Origin of the sequence: Halobacterium sp. DL1, from assembly GCA_000230955.3 — an archaeon.
In the GTDB taxonomy this organism is placed as follows: Archaea; Halobacteriota; Halobacteria; order Halobacteriales; family Halobacteriaceae; genus Halobacterium.
This window is the reverse complement of sequence record CP007060.1, coordinates 1,433,296-1,446,878: the sequence shown is the minus strand read 5'-3', so window position 1 is coordinate 1,446,878 and position 13,583 is coordinate 1,433,296. Positions and strand designations below refer to the sequence as shown.

The following is a 13,583-nucleotide window of genomic DNA, read 5'->3' as shown; positions in this document are numbered from 1 at the left end:
TGTACTGTACCCCGCTACGTGGCGATAGATGAACGAGGCCGGAGGCGACGGGTACGTGTTCGCCGTCGCCAGCGGGAAGGGTGGCGTCGGGAAGTCGACGACGACTGCGAATCTCGGAGTCGCGCTCGCCAACGACGGGTTCGACGTGGCCCTCGTCGACGTCGACCTCGGGATGGCGAACCTCGCGGGGCTGCTCGGCGTCGACCCCGACAAGACGCTTCACGACGTCCTCGCGGGCGAAGCGTCGCCAGCGGAGGCTGCCTACGACACGAACGGCCTCACCCTCGTCCCTGGCTCCACGGAACTCGAGCAGTTCGCCGAGGCTGACGCCAAGTCGCTGCACCGCGTGGTGAACTACCTCCGGGCCCGCAACGACGTGGTGTTGCTGGACGCGGGAGCGGGCCTGAGCTACGACATCGCGATGGCGATGAGCGTCGCCGACGGCGTGTTGCTGGTCACGACCGCCGAGCTCGCGTCACTGACCGACGCGACGAAGACCGGGCAGCTGGTGACCAAGCTGGAGAAACCGGTCGTCGGCGCGGTGTTCACCCGGACCGGCGACGGCGGCTTCGACGACGTCGAGGGCATCGCTGCCGCGCTCGGCACGACGGAGGCAGTGACGGCCAGCGTTCCCCACGACGACGCGGTAAAACTGGCCGTGCGCAAGAGCCGGCCGGTCGTCGACATCAAACCGGAGAGCCCGGCAGCGCGGGCCTACGACCGTCTCGCCGCGAAGCTCGCGGACAGCGTGGGGATGGAGCCGACCACGACGCCCGACGCGGGCTTCGAGTGGGTCGACCCCGACACGGGAGAGACGGCGGAACCGGCGGGCCAGCCAGAAGAGGCAGCGGAGGAGGGGCCCGTCTACGAGATCTCCCTGGAAGAGCTAATCGAGGAGGCGGGCCTCGACGAGAGTCCGGACGCCTCCGAGCGGCGCGTAAAACTGTTCGACCGCGTGAAGTCTCGCTTCTCCTGAGCGGACCCCTTCAGTCGCGGATGACGATGCTGTACATCACGCAGATGTACCCTGCGGTCGTGAGGAGGTAGTTCGCCGTCAGCAGCGAACGTGTCTGTTCGAACCCCGTGAGGAAGGCGAGCAGCGTCGTGCCGAGCGCGGCGGCGACGACGAGTCCGAACCCCACGGAGAGGTAGAGCATGGCGGACCGTCCGGTGTTCCGGTAGGCGCGGACCGCGAACCAGACCATGCTGAGGCCGGCTGCAGTGAGCGTGCCACTGAACACGAGGTAGAGTGCTTCGATGAGGCGCATATCCAAGTGTCGTACAGTGGTCACCTACACCGCGTATAAATCTGTGGCCGCAGTTATTACCTAGGAGAATTAGCCTTCGGAACGAAGGTCGCTCCACACGTCGACGAGCGCGTTCTTGGCCTCTGTGCGTTCGGTGGTGTCGACGCGCGTCTCGTCGACGCCGAACTTGACGGTTATTTCGTCTATCTGCCGCCGGTACACTTTCGTGCGGCGCCCCTCGTCGGAGAGCTCCTTCCCCTCGAGTTTGAGGAGGTCGTGGTCGCTCAGCTCCTCGATTCGGCGGTAGCTTGTTGCGATAGGGATGTCGAGCTCCTCGCTGAGCTCCTGGGCGGATTTCGGGGCGTGCGTTGCTTCGAGTATCTCGGCGTTGTACTTGTTACCGAGTACCCGCAACACGTCCACCGGCTCCATCGAGCGAAGGATGGGAGCGGGGGGAAAAAAGACTGTCGGGCCTGTTGTAGACCCAACGCTTAATCTGGTCGGTTGCAGAGACCTCCGTATGGCTGACGAAGAGACGGACGTGCTGGAGTTCTCGCTGGACGACGGTCGCTACTGTATAGACATCGGACACGTGGACGAGATCGTCGACGCGACGGAGGACGTGACCCAGATCCCGAACGCCGACGCGAACGTCGTCGGCGTCGTCGACCTGCGCGGCGAGACGACGACAGTCGTCGACCCACGGGTCAACCTGGAGGTCGACGGGGAGCCGGACGGCCAGCGCATCGTCGTACTCTCGGACCACGACGCGACCGGCCTGCTGGTCGACAACGTCCACGAGGTGGAGTCCGTCAGCGAAGCCGAGCTCGACGATTCGGCTGCTTCGGAAACGACTCGGGGCGTCGTCAGGCGCGAGGACCGTTTCGTCGTCTGGGTCGAACCCAACGCCCTGGTGTAGGAGTCCGTCCAAGTCACCGTAGTCGTTGAGGAGCCCCGGTATCAGTTCAACAACCTCCGCGTCTGAATCAACTGCCGCGAACGAGATTCTCCGCACGTCCGACGGCCGGCAGCGCGTACGGCTGTACGGCCACGATGTGCACCTCCATCTCGGTGATCGTTCTGAACGCTGCTCCGGAGGGGCGCCGCCGAGTCCCTGGACGGTTCGGAGTACTCGCTCAGTTCGCCCTGTCGCGTGTCGGTGTGGCGCTGTGAGACGCGACGTTGACAATCAGATGGCGTGAAACCGGTGGTGGTGCTGTAGTTGTTACGCGCCGGAACCTGCGCCGCCGCTCTCCTCGATGCGGTCCTCGTACTTCGCGAGCGCTTCGTCGACGGCCGCGCCCGCGTCGTAGTCGAGCTCGTCGGCCAGTGCGAGCAGGCAGAACAGGGCGTCACCGAGTTCGTCGCGCTCGACGTCGGCGCCCTCACAAGCGCCGTAGTCGGTGCTCTCGTTGACGTTCTTCGCGAGTTCGCCGACCTCGCTAGCGAGGTCGAGGACGCGATTCTCGGGGGGTGCGCGGAGGTCGTTGCCGTCGAGGAACGCGGCGACGCGCGCTTGCTCGTCCATACCTCCCTAGTCGCGACCCCCTGCTTCACTCGCCTGGTTTTAGGCTACCCGAATATATTTTCTCGGAAGCAAAAGCGATATTCGTCACGTCTGCGTAGGTCGCGGTATGGAACTGACGGGTACGCTGGCCTTCGTCTTCGTCGCCGGGTTGCTGACGGCACTCGCCACGGGACTGGGTGCCCTCCCGTTCTTCTTCGTCGACGACGTCGACGACCGCTGGCGCGTCGGCCTCTGGGGGCTAGCCTCCGGCATCATGCTATCGGCCTCCGGGTTCGGGCTGTTCCGGGAGGGGCTCAACTACGGGACGCCACTCGAAGTGGCTGCGGGCGCTGCAGTGGGCGTCGTCCTCGTCCTCGCTGCCGACCGCATTATCCACAGCTACGAGTTCGCGCCACGGGAGATTGCCGAGGCAGACTTCAAGAAACTCGTGCTCATCGCGGGCGTCCTCACCGTCCACTCGTTCCCCGAGGGCGTCGCCGTCGGCGTCTCCTTCGCCGACATGGGACTGGATGGCGGGTTCCCGATTCTCGGGTTCACCGTCCCGCTGCTCGCCGTCTTCATGACCATCGCCATCTCCATCCACAACGTCCCAGAGGGGCTGGCCGTCTCCATCCCGCTCCACGAACACGGCGCGCGCCGCTGGAAACTGGTCGGGGTCGCGGTGTTCACCAGCGTCCCCCAGCCCATCGGCGCGGTGCTCGCGTACGCGTTCGTCCAGGTCGCACGGACGTTGCTCCCCGTCGGCTTCGGCTTCGCGGGCGGCGCGATGGTGTTCCTCGTCCTCCACGAGTTCATCCCGGAGGCCAGGGAGGTCGGCGAGCGCCTCCCGGGCGGCGGTGCACGCGAACTGGCGACCGGTCTCGTCCTCGGCGTCGCGGGGATGGTGCCGATGCTGTTCGTCACCTGAGCGGCCGGAGCGCCGGACTTTTGCCGAGTGCCCGCGGAGTCGAGGGTGTGCCGACTCCAACCGTCGCCGCCTGCCAGACCGACGTCGCGGACCTCGACCCGGCGGCCAACCTCGCCACCGTCGGCGAGCGTCTCGCCGGCCTCGACAACAGCGTCGACGTCGCGCTGTTCCCGGAGTACGCGCTCACCGGCTTCGTCGCCGACGAACGAGTCTACGACGCCGCGCTCGACCGGGAGGGGGAGGAACTCGACCGACTCGCAGCCTACGCCGCCGACTACGACGTCGCCGTACTCGCCGGGTTCGTCGAGGACGCCAGCGAGGAGTACTACAACACCGCCGTCTACGTCGCGCCGGACGGCGACCGGACGTTCTACCGGAAGCGAAACCGCTGGGCGGGCGAGCGCGGTGTGCTCTCGGCAGGCGAGGAGGCAGTCACTGTCGAGACGCCCGTCGGCGAGGCGGGCATCGTGACCTGCTACGACCTCAACTTCGTGGAGGTGAGCGCGGCGTTCGCCCGCGACCGCGTCGACGCGCTGTTCGTCGTCGGCGCGTGGCCCGGTTCCTACAGCGAGAACTGGCGGCTCCTCCTGCGGGCCCGCGCGCTCGACGGCGTGCGCTGGGTGGTCGGCTGTGGCCGCACGGGACGGCGCGAACTCCCGGACTCGCCGGTCGTCGAGTACGCCGGTCGGTCGGCAGTCGTGCGCCCGGACGGCGCAGTCAGCGCGTCGCTGAACCGCGACGACCGCACGCTCGTCGCGGACCTCGACCCCGACATCCTGGCCGAGCAGCGCGAATTCATCCCCGTGTTCGCCGAGGATTCGTAGCTAACCGACACCGGCGCTGCTCGCTCAATACCACTGGTAGCACCCTACCTGGCTGGGACGACCGTCGCACCAAGGACTACCGAGGATAGCAGCAGCACTCAGCAGTTCTCGAAGGCCTGCTCGCGCTCGTGGATGGCCGAGGACGCGCAGCGGACCGGCGTCTTGAGCGCCTTCATCCCGATGGGTGCGCCAGCGCGCTCGCCAGCGACACGGAGTGCCGCGGCGGCCCACACAGCAGGCGCGTCGTCGAGGTCCTGACTCCCAGCGGCGGTCGAGAGCAGGTCGCGGGCGGCCGTCGCGACGTACTCCGAGGCTGGGAGGTGTTCGCAGTACCAGTCTATCGCCTCGTCCGCCGTCTCGGGGGGTGGGTTCTGCTCGTACAGTAGTTCGCGTTGCTCCTGGTAGCGGTTCCTGATGGTGACGTGGGTCACGTCCGCGAGCTCCGTGAGCGTGTCCTGGCGGACCTTCATGTCCGCCTCCACGCAGGCGTTGTAGACGGCGGCCGCCGCCCACCCGCTCGGGGACTTCCCGCCCGCGATACCGGCGTCCTCACAGGCGTCCACGATGTCGCTCGCGCGCGCCGCGACGTCCCCGGGGAGCTCGAGTTCCCCGACGTACCGCTCGACGTACCGCGTTGCGTCCGCGAACCCGGAGAGGTCGATGTCGAGTTCACTGGTCACTTCCTTCGCGCGGCGCAACAGGTGGGTGCGGTCGGCCCCCGTCGCGTCCACCACCTCGTCGACGGTCCGCGGCACCCGTTCGACCTTGCAAGCCACGTAGAGGCACGCGGCCGCCGTCGTCTCGACTGAGTAGGGGTGTGTCTCGCGCTGTTCCCGGTGCCGGCGGAAGACGGCGCCCGCGGTCTCCTCGGTCTCTCCGGGGACGCTCAGGGCGTCAGCACCGTCTTCTATGGCGTCGAGCGCCTCGCCGACAGTGCGCGAGTCGACACCAGTCTCCTCGGTCGTCATCGAATCGTCCGACAGTGTGTGGTGAGACGACATATAACTCGGGGTGGAGGGTGTCGACCGAGGGCTACGTCGACCCCTGTCCGCGGCCAGACGTTTTCCACGTCCAACGCGTAACTGGGGGCATGGCAGACACCCACGTCGAGACGGAGGTAGAGATCGAGGTCGACTCGTCGGAACTAGAGGTCGAAGTCGAAGACACCGAGACGTTCGAGGCCGAACTGGAGGAGCCCGGTCTCGAGATAGCGGTCGAGGCGGAGATATCGGTCGCGGAGTCTGGAGCAGATACAAGCGATGAGACGGACGGCGACGAGAACTACGAAATGGCAACGAGCGAGGGCGACGAAGCGCCGTAGCTTACAGTTCGAGCCAGGACGTCGACAACGACTCGTCGAGGAGGTGCCAGCGCTGGCGTGGGCTTTCGTCGTCGGCGACCTCCACGACGGCGTCGAACAGCGGGAGCAGCGCCTCCACGGCGGTCGCCGGGACCTGGCGGCTGACGTGGAGGTGCCCCATCCCGCCCCGCACGGTGATGGCGCGCTGAAGTCGCTCGACGCAGTTCGCCGCGGCGGCGAGGTCCTCGGCAGCGAGCAGACTGCCGAAGGAGTCCACGCAGACCCGTAGCTCTCCCGTGTCGAAGCCGCTGGCGGGTGCGAGCGCGTCCAGTTCCGACTCCGCCGCGTCCGCGAGGGAGGCCAGGTCGTCGGTGACAGTGGTGGAAGACGCCGGTGTGGCGTCGTTCCCCTGAGCGGCCGTCGCACCGCGGGCGGTCGTGTCGAGGACCACGGTCTGACTGTCGTCCGTCGACTGGTGGGTCGCGGCGCCGTGACCGTCGGCGTGTGCGGTGTCGGTCCGGACGAACAGTCGGCGCCTGTCGGCCAAAACGTCCGAGCCGAGCATCCGGTCACAGCCCGCGTGGCCCCCGTCGCCGTTGGCTGGCTGGACGACGAGGAGCATGCATCCCGTGGTCTTCAGTTCGTCGAGCGCGTCGCCGAATGCTACCGGGGAGTCGGCCCACCCGCGGTCGGACGCAGTATCTGCCATCTGTACCTGTATCCACGGCAACCACTTTGATAAATATTTGGTGAGGGAGTTGTTAGATAAAGCTGATCTCGAATCGAAGCCGGCAAGCACGCCGCTCTCCATCACCGATAAACCGCCCGGACCGGTACCACGGACAATGACGGCCGACCTGTTCTCGCCGCTGGAAATCCGCGAGGCGACGATCCGCAACCGGCTGATGGTGTCCCCGATGTGCCAGTACTCCTGCGAAGACCGGGACGGCCTGGCGACGGAGTGGCACCGCACACACCTCGGCTCCCGCGCCGTCGGCGGTGCGGGCGTCGTGATGACGGAAGCTACGGCGGTCGAACCCCGCGGCCGCATCTCCCCCGAGGACCTGGGCATCTGGAGCGACGAACACGCCGACGCGCTGGCACCCATCGCGGAGTTCGTCCGCTCGCAGGGCGCGACGCCGGCGATTCAGCTCGCCCACGCGGGACGAAAAGGTTCGACGGCCCGTCCGTGGGACGACCGCGGTCCGCTCGGTCCCGGGGAGGGCGGCTGGGACGTCGTCGCCCCGAGCGACGAACCCTACCCCTACGAGGACGACCAGCGGGCCACCCGGAAACTCGACCGCGACGGCATCGACGCCGTCGTCAAATCGTTCCGGACGGCCGCGCGACGCGCCCGAGACGCCGGCTTCGAGGTGGCGGAGATTCACGCCGCCCACGGCTACCTCCTCCACGAGTTCCTCTCACCGGTCGCGAACCACCGCGAGGACGAGTACGGTGGCAGATTCGAGAACCGGACGCGCCTCGTTCACGAGGTGACCGAGACAGTCCGCGAGGAGTGGGGCGAGGACGCCCCCGTATTCGTCCGCATCTCCGCGACCGACTGGCTCGACGACAGGGACTCCTGGGACATCGAGCAGTCCGTCCGACTCGCGGACGACCTCTACGAGGCTGGCGCCGACCTGATAGACGTCTCCTCGGGCGGCATCCACCCCGACCAGGAGATCGACTGGGTCGGGCCGAACTACCAGGTCCGGTTCGCCGAGCGCATCCGCGACGAGCGTGAGACATCCATCAAGGTCGGCACGGTTGGCGGCATCCGGACCGGCGCGCGGACCTCGCCGTCGTCGGCCGAGAGTTCCTCCGCGACCCCTACTTCCCGCTGCACGCCGCCCATGACCTCGGCTGCGAGGACGCAGTGGACGTGCCCGTCCAGTACCGCCGCGGCTTCTGAGCCGCGCGCCTCACGACCCGTTCACACGCTCCCGGTAGCTTGAAGCGGTACGACGTTTCGGAACTCAGTATGCCCGAGTTCCGTCCCGTCCCCGAGAGTGATGTCCCCGAGTTCCGGTCTCTTGTCAGCTACGCGTTCCGCCCACACGAGGGACCCACGGACCCCGAAGACGTCGACCCCGACGACATCCCAGCGGCGTGGAAACTGGGCCGCCGCCGCGGCCTCTACGACGGCGACGACCTGCTGACGGTCTGCAAACTCATCGACTTCTCGACGCGCGTCCGCGGCGACTTCCACCCGATGGACGGCCTCTCGGCGGTCGCGAGCCCCCCGGAGTCCCGACGGCAGGGCCTCGTCGGCGACCTGCTCGCCGCGACGCTCGAAGAGACCCGCGACCACGGCACCTACCTCTCCGCGCTCTGGCCGTTCAAGCGCACGTTCTACGGCCAGTACGGCTGGGCCACCTGCAGCCGGGGCGTGGAGCACGATGTCGACCCCGAGATGCTGTCGTTCACGCGTGACCACCGGCACGGCGAGTTCGTCGAACTGAGCGAGGACGAGTGGGAGCGACTCGACCCGGTCCACGACGCCCACGGCGCGCGCTACGAACTGACGATGGACCGCACCGAGGAGTGGTGGCGCAAGCGCGTGTTCACCGGCTACGACGACGACCCGTACGTCTACGGGTGGGAGCGCGACGGAGAACTCGCTGCCTACGTCGCGTACTCCGTCAGCGCGGGCGACGACGGCAGAGTGTTGAGTGTCCTCGATATGGCGCACGTCGACTACGACGCGCTGCTCGCGCTCCTCCGGTTCTTCGCGGACCACGACTCGCAGGTCGACAGCGTGCAGTTCTGGACGCCCGCCGACGCAGACCTGCTGGACGTGATTCCGAACGCGGACGACCTGGACGCGACGCTGCACGTCGGGCCGATGGTCCGCATCGTGGACGTGCCGGAAGCGCTGGAAGCGCTCTCGTTCCCCGAGGAGATCTCTGGCTCCGTCGTACTGGACGTCGACGACCCACTCGCGGCGTGGAACGACGACGCGTTCAATCTCGTGGTCGAGGACGGAGGGGCCAGCGTCGAATCCACAGAAGAAGACGCTGACGTCGCCCTCGGCGTCGGCGCGCTCTCCCAGCTGTACGTCGGCTACCGGGGCGCGGCCGAACTCGCCACCGTCGGCGACCTGGACGGCGTGGAGGCCGCCGTCGAGTTCCTCGGCGAGGCGTTCCCCGAACGCGAGACGCTGCTCCGCGAGGGGTTCTGAGCACTCCTAGAGTTAGGGAGTCGTGCCGCCTCGGTCGCCTCGATGGCGAACTGGTGGGGGGTCGCCGCCGCTGTGGGTGTAATCGTCGCCACGAGCGCCGTGGCCGTCTTCACCGTCCCGCCGTACGTGTTCGTCACCGGCTTCCTCGGTGGCGCCGGAGCAGTCGCGTCTGAGGGCGGACTGCGGTCCGGCCTGTGGCACGGCCTGCTCGTGGGCGTCGGCGAACTGCTCGTCGTGCTTGGCGTCGTCGCGCTCGTGGTGGCCGTCTTCCAGCCCTAGCAGGTCACACCCGGGTTCGGTCTGTCGCTGGCGTTCCTCTCCCTCGTCGGCGCGCTCGCGCTCTTCGAATCCACCGTGGCGGGTGCAATCGACGGCGTCCTTCACCGACCCGCGTCCGACAGCGCCAACCGGCGCTGAATCGGGTTAACTGTCCGAAATCCGGGTCGAGCGACTCCATGCTCCTTATGGGTGGCGCTCCCAGGAACGAGTGCGATGATAGAACTCGTCGACACTGTCGCGACCATCGGTATCGACTTCACGAACGTCGCAGCGGCCGGCCCGCCGTCGGACCTCCCTTCGGCGGTTCCGGAGTTCGTCGGGGACATCCTCGGTTCGATACGGTCGTTCCTCGACGGCTCCATCGAGAACCTCGGGAAGACCGTCCGGAAGCTGACCCCCGGCGGGAACTGAGACCGCTCAGACGGGTTCGAAGCGGTAGCCGTCCCACTCCTGACTGTCGGGTTCGCGGATACCGACGCCCGGTTCGCGGAGTTCCTCCGCGTACACGGGTTCGACCTCGTCGCCGATGTCGACGTCGTCCGCAGTCGTTAGCTGGCCGAGCGCGCGGACTGCCTCGCCGTCGACGTCGAACTCGACGATGGCGAGGTGGTTCGGTTCGCGGACGCCCGGCGGCGTCGCGTTCGAAGTGGTCCACGTGACGACCGTCGCGGTACGGTCCGCGAGGTCGACGGTCTCCGTCTGCTTCTCGCCGCAGTCCGGGCAGCGGGTGTGGCCGGGGTACGAGAGGTGGCCGTTCGGGCAGCGGTGCGCGTCGAAACTCTGGTCGTCGTCTGTCATGGCTGTTCGAGGATGGTGGTGGTTACGCAGTTGCCGAAGCCGCCGACGTTGCACGCGAGGCCGACTTCGCACTCTACCTGCCGCGGGCCGGCGTCGCCGAGCAACTGCTGGTAGATCTCGTACGCCTGTGCGACCCCGCTCGCGCCGAGCGGGTGGCCCTTGGACTTCAGGCCGCCCGAGGTGTTGATGGGGAGTTCGCCGTCGCGGTCGGTGACGCCGTCCTCGATGGCCTTCCAGCCCTCGCCCTTCTCGAAGAAGCCGAGGTCCTCGCTCTGGAGGAACTCGAGGATGGTGAACATGTCGTGGAGTTCAGCGACGTCGACGTCGTCGGGACCCAGGCCTGCCATCTCGTAGGCGATCTCCGAGGAGTCAACGACGCCGCCCATCGTCGTCGGGTCCTCGCGCTCGTGGACGACGTGGGTGTCGGTGGCGCCCCCGATGCCGGAGACGACGACGTAGTCGTCGGTGTACTCGCTGGCGACGTCCTCCGGGCAGAACAGCAGCGCCGCGCTGCCGTCCGTGATGGGACAGAAGTCGTAGAGGCGCAGCGGGTCCGCGACGACCGGCGAGTCGAGCACCGTCTCCAGGTCGACCTCCTTGCGGAACTGCGCGTGGGGGTTGTCGACGCCGTTGCGGTGGTTCTTCACCGCGACCTTCCCGAGGGACTCCCGAGGGGCGTCGTACTCGTCGAGGTACTTGCGCGCGGTGAGCCCCGCGAAACTCGGGAGCGTGACGCCGTGTTTGTACTCCACCGGGTGGGTGAGGCTGGCGATGACGTCCGTCGCCTCGCCGGTCGACCGGTGGGTCATCTTCTCGCCGCCGACGAGCATCGTCAAGTCGCTGGCGCCCGACGCGACGGACTGCCAGGCGGCGTAGATGCCGGCGCCACCGGAAGAGCTGGTCTGGTCGATTCGCGCGGTGTAGGCGCCGATCGCGTTCAGGTCGTGAGCGAGCGCGTTCGGCACGCCCGTCTGGCCTTCGAACTCGCCGCTTGCCATGTTCGAGACGTAGAGGTGGTCGAGTTCGTCGCCCGCGACGCCCGCGTCGTCGAGGCACGCGTCGCCGGCCTCCGCCAGCAACTCACGCACCCACGCGTCGCGGTCGCCGAACTCCGTCATCGACGCACCGACGATTGCTACTCGGTTCATACACCTCCGTCACCCGAAGGCGTCTTTTAGGTTTTCACTCCGGGCGGACGGGTACACACCCAAAGGTCCATGTGCTGTCGCGAGCGAGTAAGCGGCGACAGTCCCGCATGGAACCCGACAAACGCGACCGCGAGGTGGACCGCGAACACGTCGCGTCGCTCCAGCAGCAGGTCGAGGCGGACTCCGTGGACGCGCTCGTCGCCGAACTCGACAGCGAGGACGCCGACGCACGCGCTGGCGCCGCGTGGCGACTCGTCGAGGCTGCGTCCTCGAAGCCGACGAAGGTGCGGGCGCACCTCGACAGCGTGCTCGACCGCGTCGACGACGACGACGTCTGGGTGCAACGCGGCGCGACGTGGGTGCTCGCGGAACTCGCGGATCGACAGCCCGACGCGCTCTCCGTGAAGTTCGGGGACCTCGTCGAACTCACTCGCTCCGCGGACCCGCTGGTACGACAGAACGGCGTAGTCGCCGTCGCTGGCGTGACGAAGGCCTACCCCGCCCGCGCGAGCGCAGGTCTCTCGAGCATCGCGCCGCTCACTCGCTCGGAGGACGCGCTGCTCAGGCGTTACGCGAAGCAGGCGGTCCGCGAGGTGACGGCGGCTATCGCGGACCGCGCGGAGGACGCGGGCTACCCGATGCTGGTCCGCGCCCACCCCGAGTTCGTCGACCTGTTCCCGGAGGGCGTCTCCGTCGTCACGGTGAACGCGGACGACGACCGCTCCCGGCCGGTGTACGTCTCCTTCGGGCAGGACGCACCGGCGGTCGCAGAGGACAACGAGGACGAGCGCCCGAATATGGGTCCCCCCGACGAGGTGCCGGACCCGCCGAACGTCGTCCTCGAGGACGACGACCTCTCACCGAATCTGAAACTCCGGCGGGGGGTACTGACAACGGACTTCCGCGCGGACGTCGACGAGGACAAACTCGAACACGGCCTCGTCACCTACCGCCGGTTCCACCGCGACGAGTCGGCGGTGCTGAAGGCGTTCCACGAGGCCGTCGAGCGGTGGGCGGCCATCGACGACCACGACCACGTGGTGTCGATACTCGGCCACGGTGAGCGCTGGCTGGCGACGCGCTACGACGATGGCGAGACGTTCGACCGACGTGGCGTCCCCAAGATGCTCGCCGAGGCAGTCTACGACGCGATGAGCATCACGAAAGCGGTCAGTTACGCTCACGCGCGTGGAGTCGTCCACGGCGGCCTCCATCCCGGGACAGTACGATTCGTGGATACGGGCGGTCGGACCTGGGACGCCCCGGTTGTCGGCGACTGGGGGTTCGCACACGGAGCCAGCGGCGTGCAGACACCGCCAGTTCCGGTCGGGTTCGCGGCGCCCGAACACCGCGAACCCGAGCGGTACGGTCGCTTCGACCAGTCGACGGACGTCTACGGCGTCGGCGCGATGACCTACTACCTGTTCACCGGCGAGGCGCCCACCGACGGCGACACCCTGGTGCCGGCGACGGAGTGGAATCCGGCGCTCCCCGACTCCGTCGACGAGCTGTTCTCGCTGTCGCTGGCGTCCGAGAAGGCGGCGCGCTACGACACCGTCATCGACTTCCAGCGCGCGCTCGACGAACTGGTGCCGGAGCTCGGCGGGGAGGGGGTGGCCTGATGGCGACAGCGGCCGCGAACGTGCTCTCGGCGCTGGAGTTCACCGGCTACGGCATCGTGCTCGTCTCCGGCGTCGCGTTCACCTACTACGCGCTCCAGAACTTCGAACTCGACCGCATGGAGGGCCACGAGGACTTCTGGAGTTACCTCTCGTACCTCGGCATCGCGCTGTCGGCGTTCGCCCTCTGCGGACTCGCGCTGATGCTGGGCGGCGGCAACGTTGTGCGGGCGTTCGGCGACCTCTCGCTGCTGTTCGGTATCGCGTTCGTGGCGTTCGCGATGCGGGAGGTGTACTACGACAGCGCACTCGCCCCACCGCCAGAAGAACGCGACCTCTCGCTGGAGCAGGTGCGGACCATCGAGTTCGCGTTCGTGCTGGTCATCGCCGCCGAGTGGGTCGTCGTCGTCGCGCTCGGTGACACCACTGCCACGGCCATCATCAAAGGGGTCGGCGCGCTCGCGTTCGCAGCGTACGGCGTGGCGTTCAGCGAACGACTGGAGGCGCTGGCGCACGGCACGACGATGGACACGCTCCGCCGCCACCTCCTCATCGTGCTCGTCTGCGCGACGGGCGTCGCAGTCGCGGGGCTCGTGGCGCTCGTCGCACCCGCTGCCGTGGCCGACTCGATGTCCTACGTCTTCCTCGTCCTCCTCGGCGGCCTGCTGGTGCCGCCGACGATCCGGCTCCAGCAGTCGGTCGCGGGCATCTCGTGAGCCGACAACGACACACCTTTTAGGCCAGCCTAAATA

General features: G+C 67.8%; 17 protein-coding genes and 1 pseudogene. 11 read left to right on the top strand and 7 right to left on the bottom strand.

Translation table 11 applies throughout. The annotated features are described in order from the left end of the window. The first annotated feature begins 28 nt into the window (after nucleotides 1-28). Nucleotides 29-976: a cell division inhibitor gene (locus tag HALDL1_09070; protein ID AHG03733.1), complete on the top strand. Its 948-nt coding sequence runs from the start codon at nucleotides 29-31 to the stop codon at nucleotides 974-976. Between the two features lie 10 nt (nucleotides 977-986). On the opposite strand, the gene HALDL1_09065 is transcribed toward HALDL1_09070, so the two are convergent. Further along, a complete protein-coding gene (locus HALDL1_09065) occupies nucleotides 987-1,268 on the bottom strand; it encodes a hypothetical protein (protein ID AHG03732.1) in 282 nt (93 codons plus the stop codon). Nucleotides 1,269-1,337: 69 nt separating this feature from the next. Then, a complete protein-coding gene (locus HALDL1_09060; protein ID AHG03731.1) occupies nucleotides 1,338-1,679 on the bottom strand; it encodes an ArsR family transcriptional regulator in 342 nt (113 codons plus the stop codon). 88 nt (nucleotides 1,680-1,767) lie between these two features. Here HALDL1_09060 and HALDL1_09055 point away from each other — a divergent pair, with 88 nt between their 5' ends. Further along, on the top strand, nucleotides 1,768-2,166 hold the full coding sequence (locus tag HALDL1_09055) for a purine-binding chemotaxis protein cheW2 (GenBank protein ID AHG03730.1): 399 nt from the start codon (nucleotides 1,768-1,770) through the stop codon (nucleotides 2,164-2,166). Between the two features lie 306 nt (nucleotides 2,167-2,472). On the opposite strand, the gene HALDL1_09050 is transcribed toward HALDL1_09055, so the two are convergent. Then, nucleotides 2,473-2,775, bottom strand: coding sequence for a nucleotide pyrophosphohydrolase (locus HALDL1_09050; protein ID AHG03729.1), 303 nt, complete (start codon nucleotides 2,773-2,775; stop codon nucleotides 2,473-2,475). 106 nt (nucleotides 2,776-2,881) lie between these two features. On the opposite strand from HALDL1_09050, the gene HALDL1_09045 reads away from it, so the two are divergent. Further along, a complete protein-coding gene (locus HALDL1_09045; protein AHG03728.1) occupies nucleotides 2,882-3,682 on the top strand; it encodes a transporter in 801 nt (266 codons plus the stop codon). Nucleotides 3,683-3,729: 47 nt separating this feature from the next. Continuing rightward, nucleotides 3,730-4,506, top strand: coding sequence for a hydrolase (locus HALDL1_09040; GenBank protein AHG03727.1), 777 nt, complete (start codon nucleotides 3,730-3,732; stop codon nucleotides 4,504-4,506). 98 nt (nucleotides 4,507-4,604) lie between these two features. On the opposite strand, the gene HALDL1_09035 is transcribed toward HALDL1_09040, so the two are convergent. Next, complete coding sequence (locus HALDL1_09035; protein ID AHG05261.1) at nucleotides 4,605-5,474, bottom strand: hypothetical protein; 870 nt, start codon at nucleotides 5,472-5,474, stop codon at nucleotides 4,605-4,607. 122 nt (nucleotides 5,475-5,596) lie between these two features. On the opposite strand from HALDL1_09035, the gene HALDL1_09030 reads away from it, so the two are divergent. Beyond that, complete coding sequence (locus HALDL1_09030) at nucleotides 5,597-5,827, top strand: hypothetical protein (protein AHG03726.1); 231 nt, start codon at nucleotides 5,597-5,599, stop codon at nucleotides 5,825-5,827. Between the two features lies 1 nt (nucleotide 5,828). Here the strand turns inward: HALDL1_09030 and HALDL1_09025 are convergent, their stop codons facing one another. Next, nucleotides 5,829-6,515, bottom strand: coding sequence for a hypothetical protein (locus HALDL1_09025; GenBank protein ID AHG05260.1), 687 nt, complete (start codon nucleotides 6,513-6,515; stop codon nucleotides 5,829-5,831). A gap of 136 nt (nucleotides 6,516-6,651) precedes the next feature. On the opposite strand from HALDL1_09025, the pseudogene HALDL1_09020 reads away from it, so the two are divergent. The 4 genes and pseudogenes from HALDL1_09020 (at nucleotide 6,652) to HALDL1_09005 (ending at nucleotide 9,677) form a co-directional block, all read left to right on the top strand. After that, nucleotides 6,652-7,718 (top strand): annotated as a pseudogene (locus tag HALDL1_09020) (oxidoreductase). 69 nt (nucleotides 7,719-7,787) lie between these two features. Beyond that, a complete protein-coding gene (locus HALDL1_09015) occupies nucleotides 7,788-8,987 on the top strand; it encodes an acetyltransferase (GenBank protein ID AHG03725.1) in 1,200 nt (399 codons plus the stop codon). A 42-nt stretch (nucleotides 8,988-9,029) separates the two neighbouring features. Then, nucleotides 9,030-9,266, top strand: coding sequence for a hypothetical protein (locus tag HALDL1_09010; protein AHG05259.1), 237 nt, complete (start codon nucleotides 9,030-9,032; stop codon nucleotides 9,264-9,266). A 189-nt stretch (nucleotides 9,267-9,455) separates the two neighbouring features. Then, complete coding sequence (locus HALDL1_09005; GenBank protein AHG03724.1) at nucleotides 9,456-9,677, top strand: hypothetical protein; 222 nt, start codon at nucleotides 9,456-9,458, stop codon at nucleotides 9,675-9,677. A 6-nt stretch (nucleotides 9,678-9,683) separates the two neighbouring features. On the opposite strand, the gene HALDL1_09000 is transcribed toward HALDL1_09005, so the two are convergent. After that, nucleotides 9,684-10,064, bottom strand: coding sequence for a hypothetical protein (locus tag HALDL1_09000; protein AHG03723.1), 381 nt, complete (start codon nucleotides 10,062-10,064; stop codon nucleotides 9,684-9,686). Next, complete coding sequence (locus HALDL1_08995; protein AHG03722.1) at nucleotides 10,061-11,212, bottom strand: 3-ketoacyl-CoA thiolase; 1,152 nt, start codon at nucleotides 11,210-11,212, stop codon at nucleotides 10,061-10,063. The genes HALDL1_09000 and HALDL1_08995 overlap by 4 nt, the downstream gene beginning before the upstream one ends. A 107-nt stretch (nucleotides 11,213-11,319) precedes the next feature. Here HALDL1_08995 and HALDL1_08990 point away from each other — a divergent pair, with 107 nt between their 5' ends. Then, nucleotides 11,320-12,834 (top strand): MAPK-activated protein kinase, encoded by a 1,515-nt coding sequence (locus HALDL1_08990; protein AHG03721.1) that lies wholly within the window; start codon nucleotides 11,320-11,322, stop codon nucleotides 12,832-12,834. Beyond that, entirely contained in the window at nucleotides 12,834-13,547 is a 714-nt protein-coding gene (locus HALDL1_08985) for a hypothetical protein (GenBank protein AHG03720.1), read from the top strand. Before HALDL1_08990 ends, HALDL1_08985 begins: the two co-directional genes overlap by 1 nt. The last annotated feature ends 36 nt before the right edge of the window (nucleotides 13,548-13,583 follow it).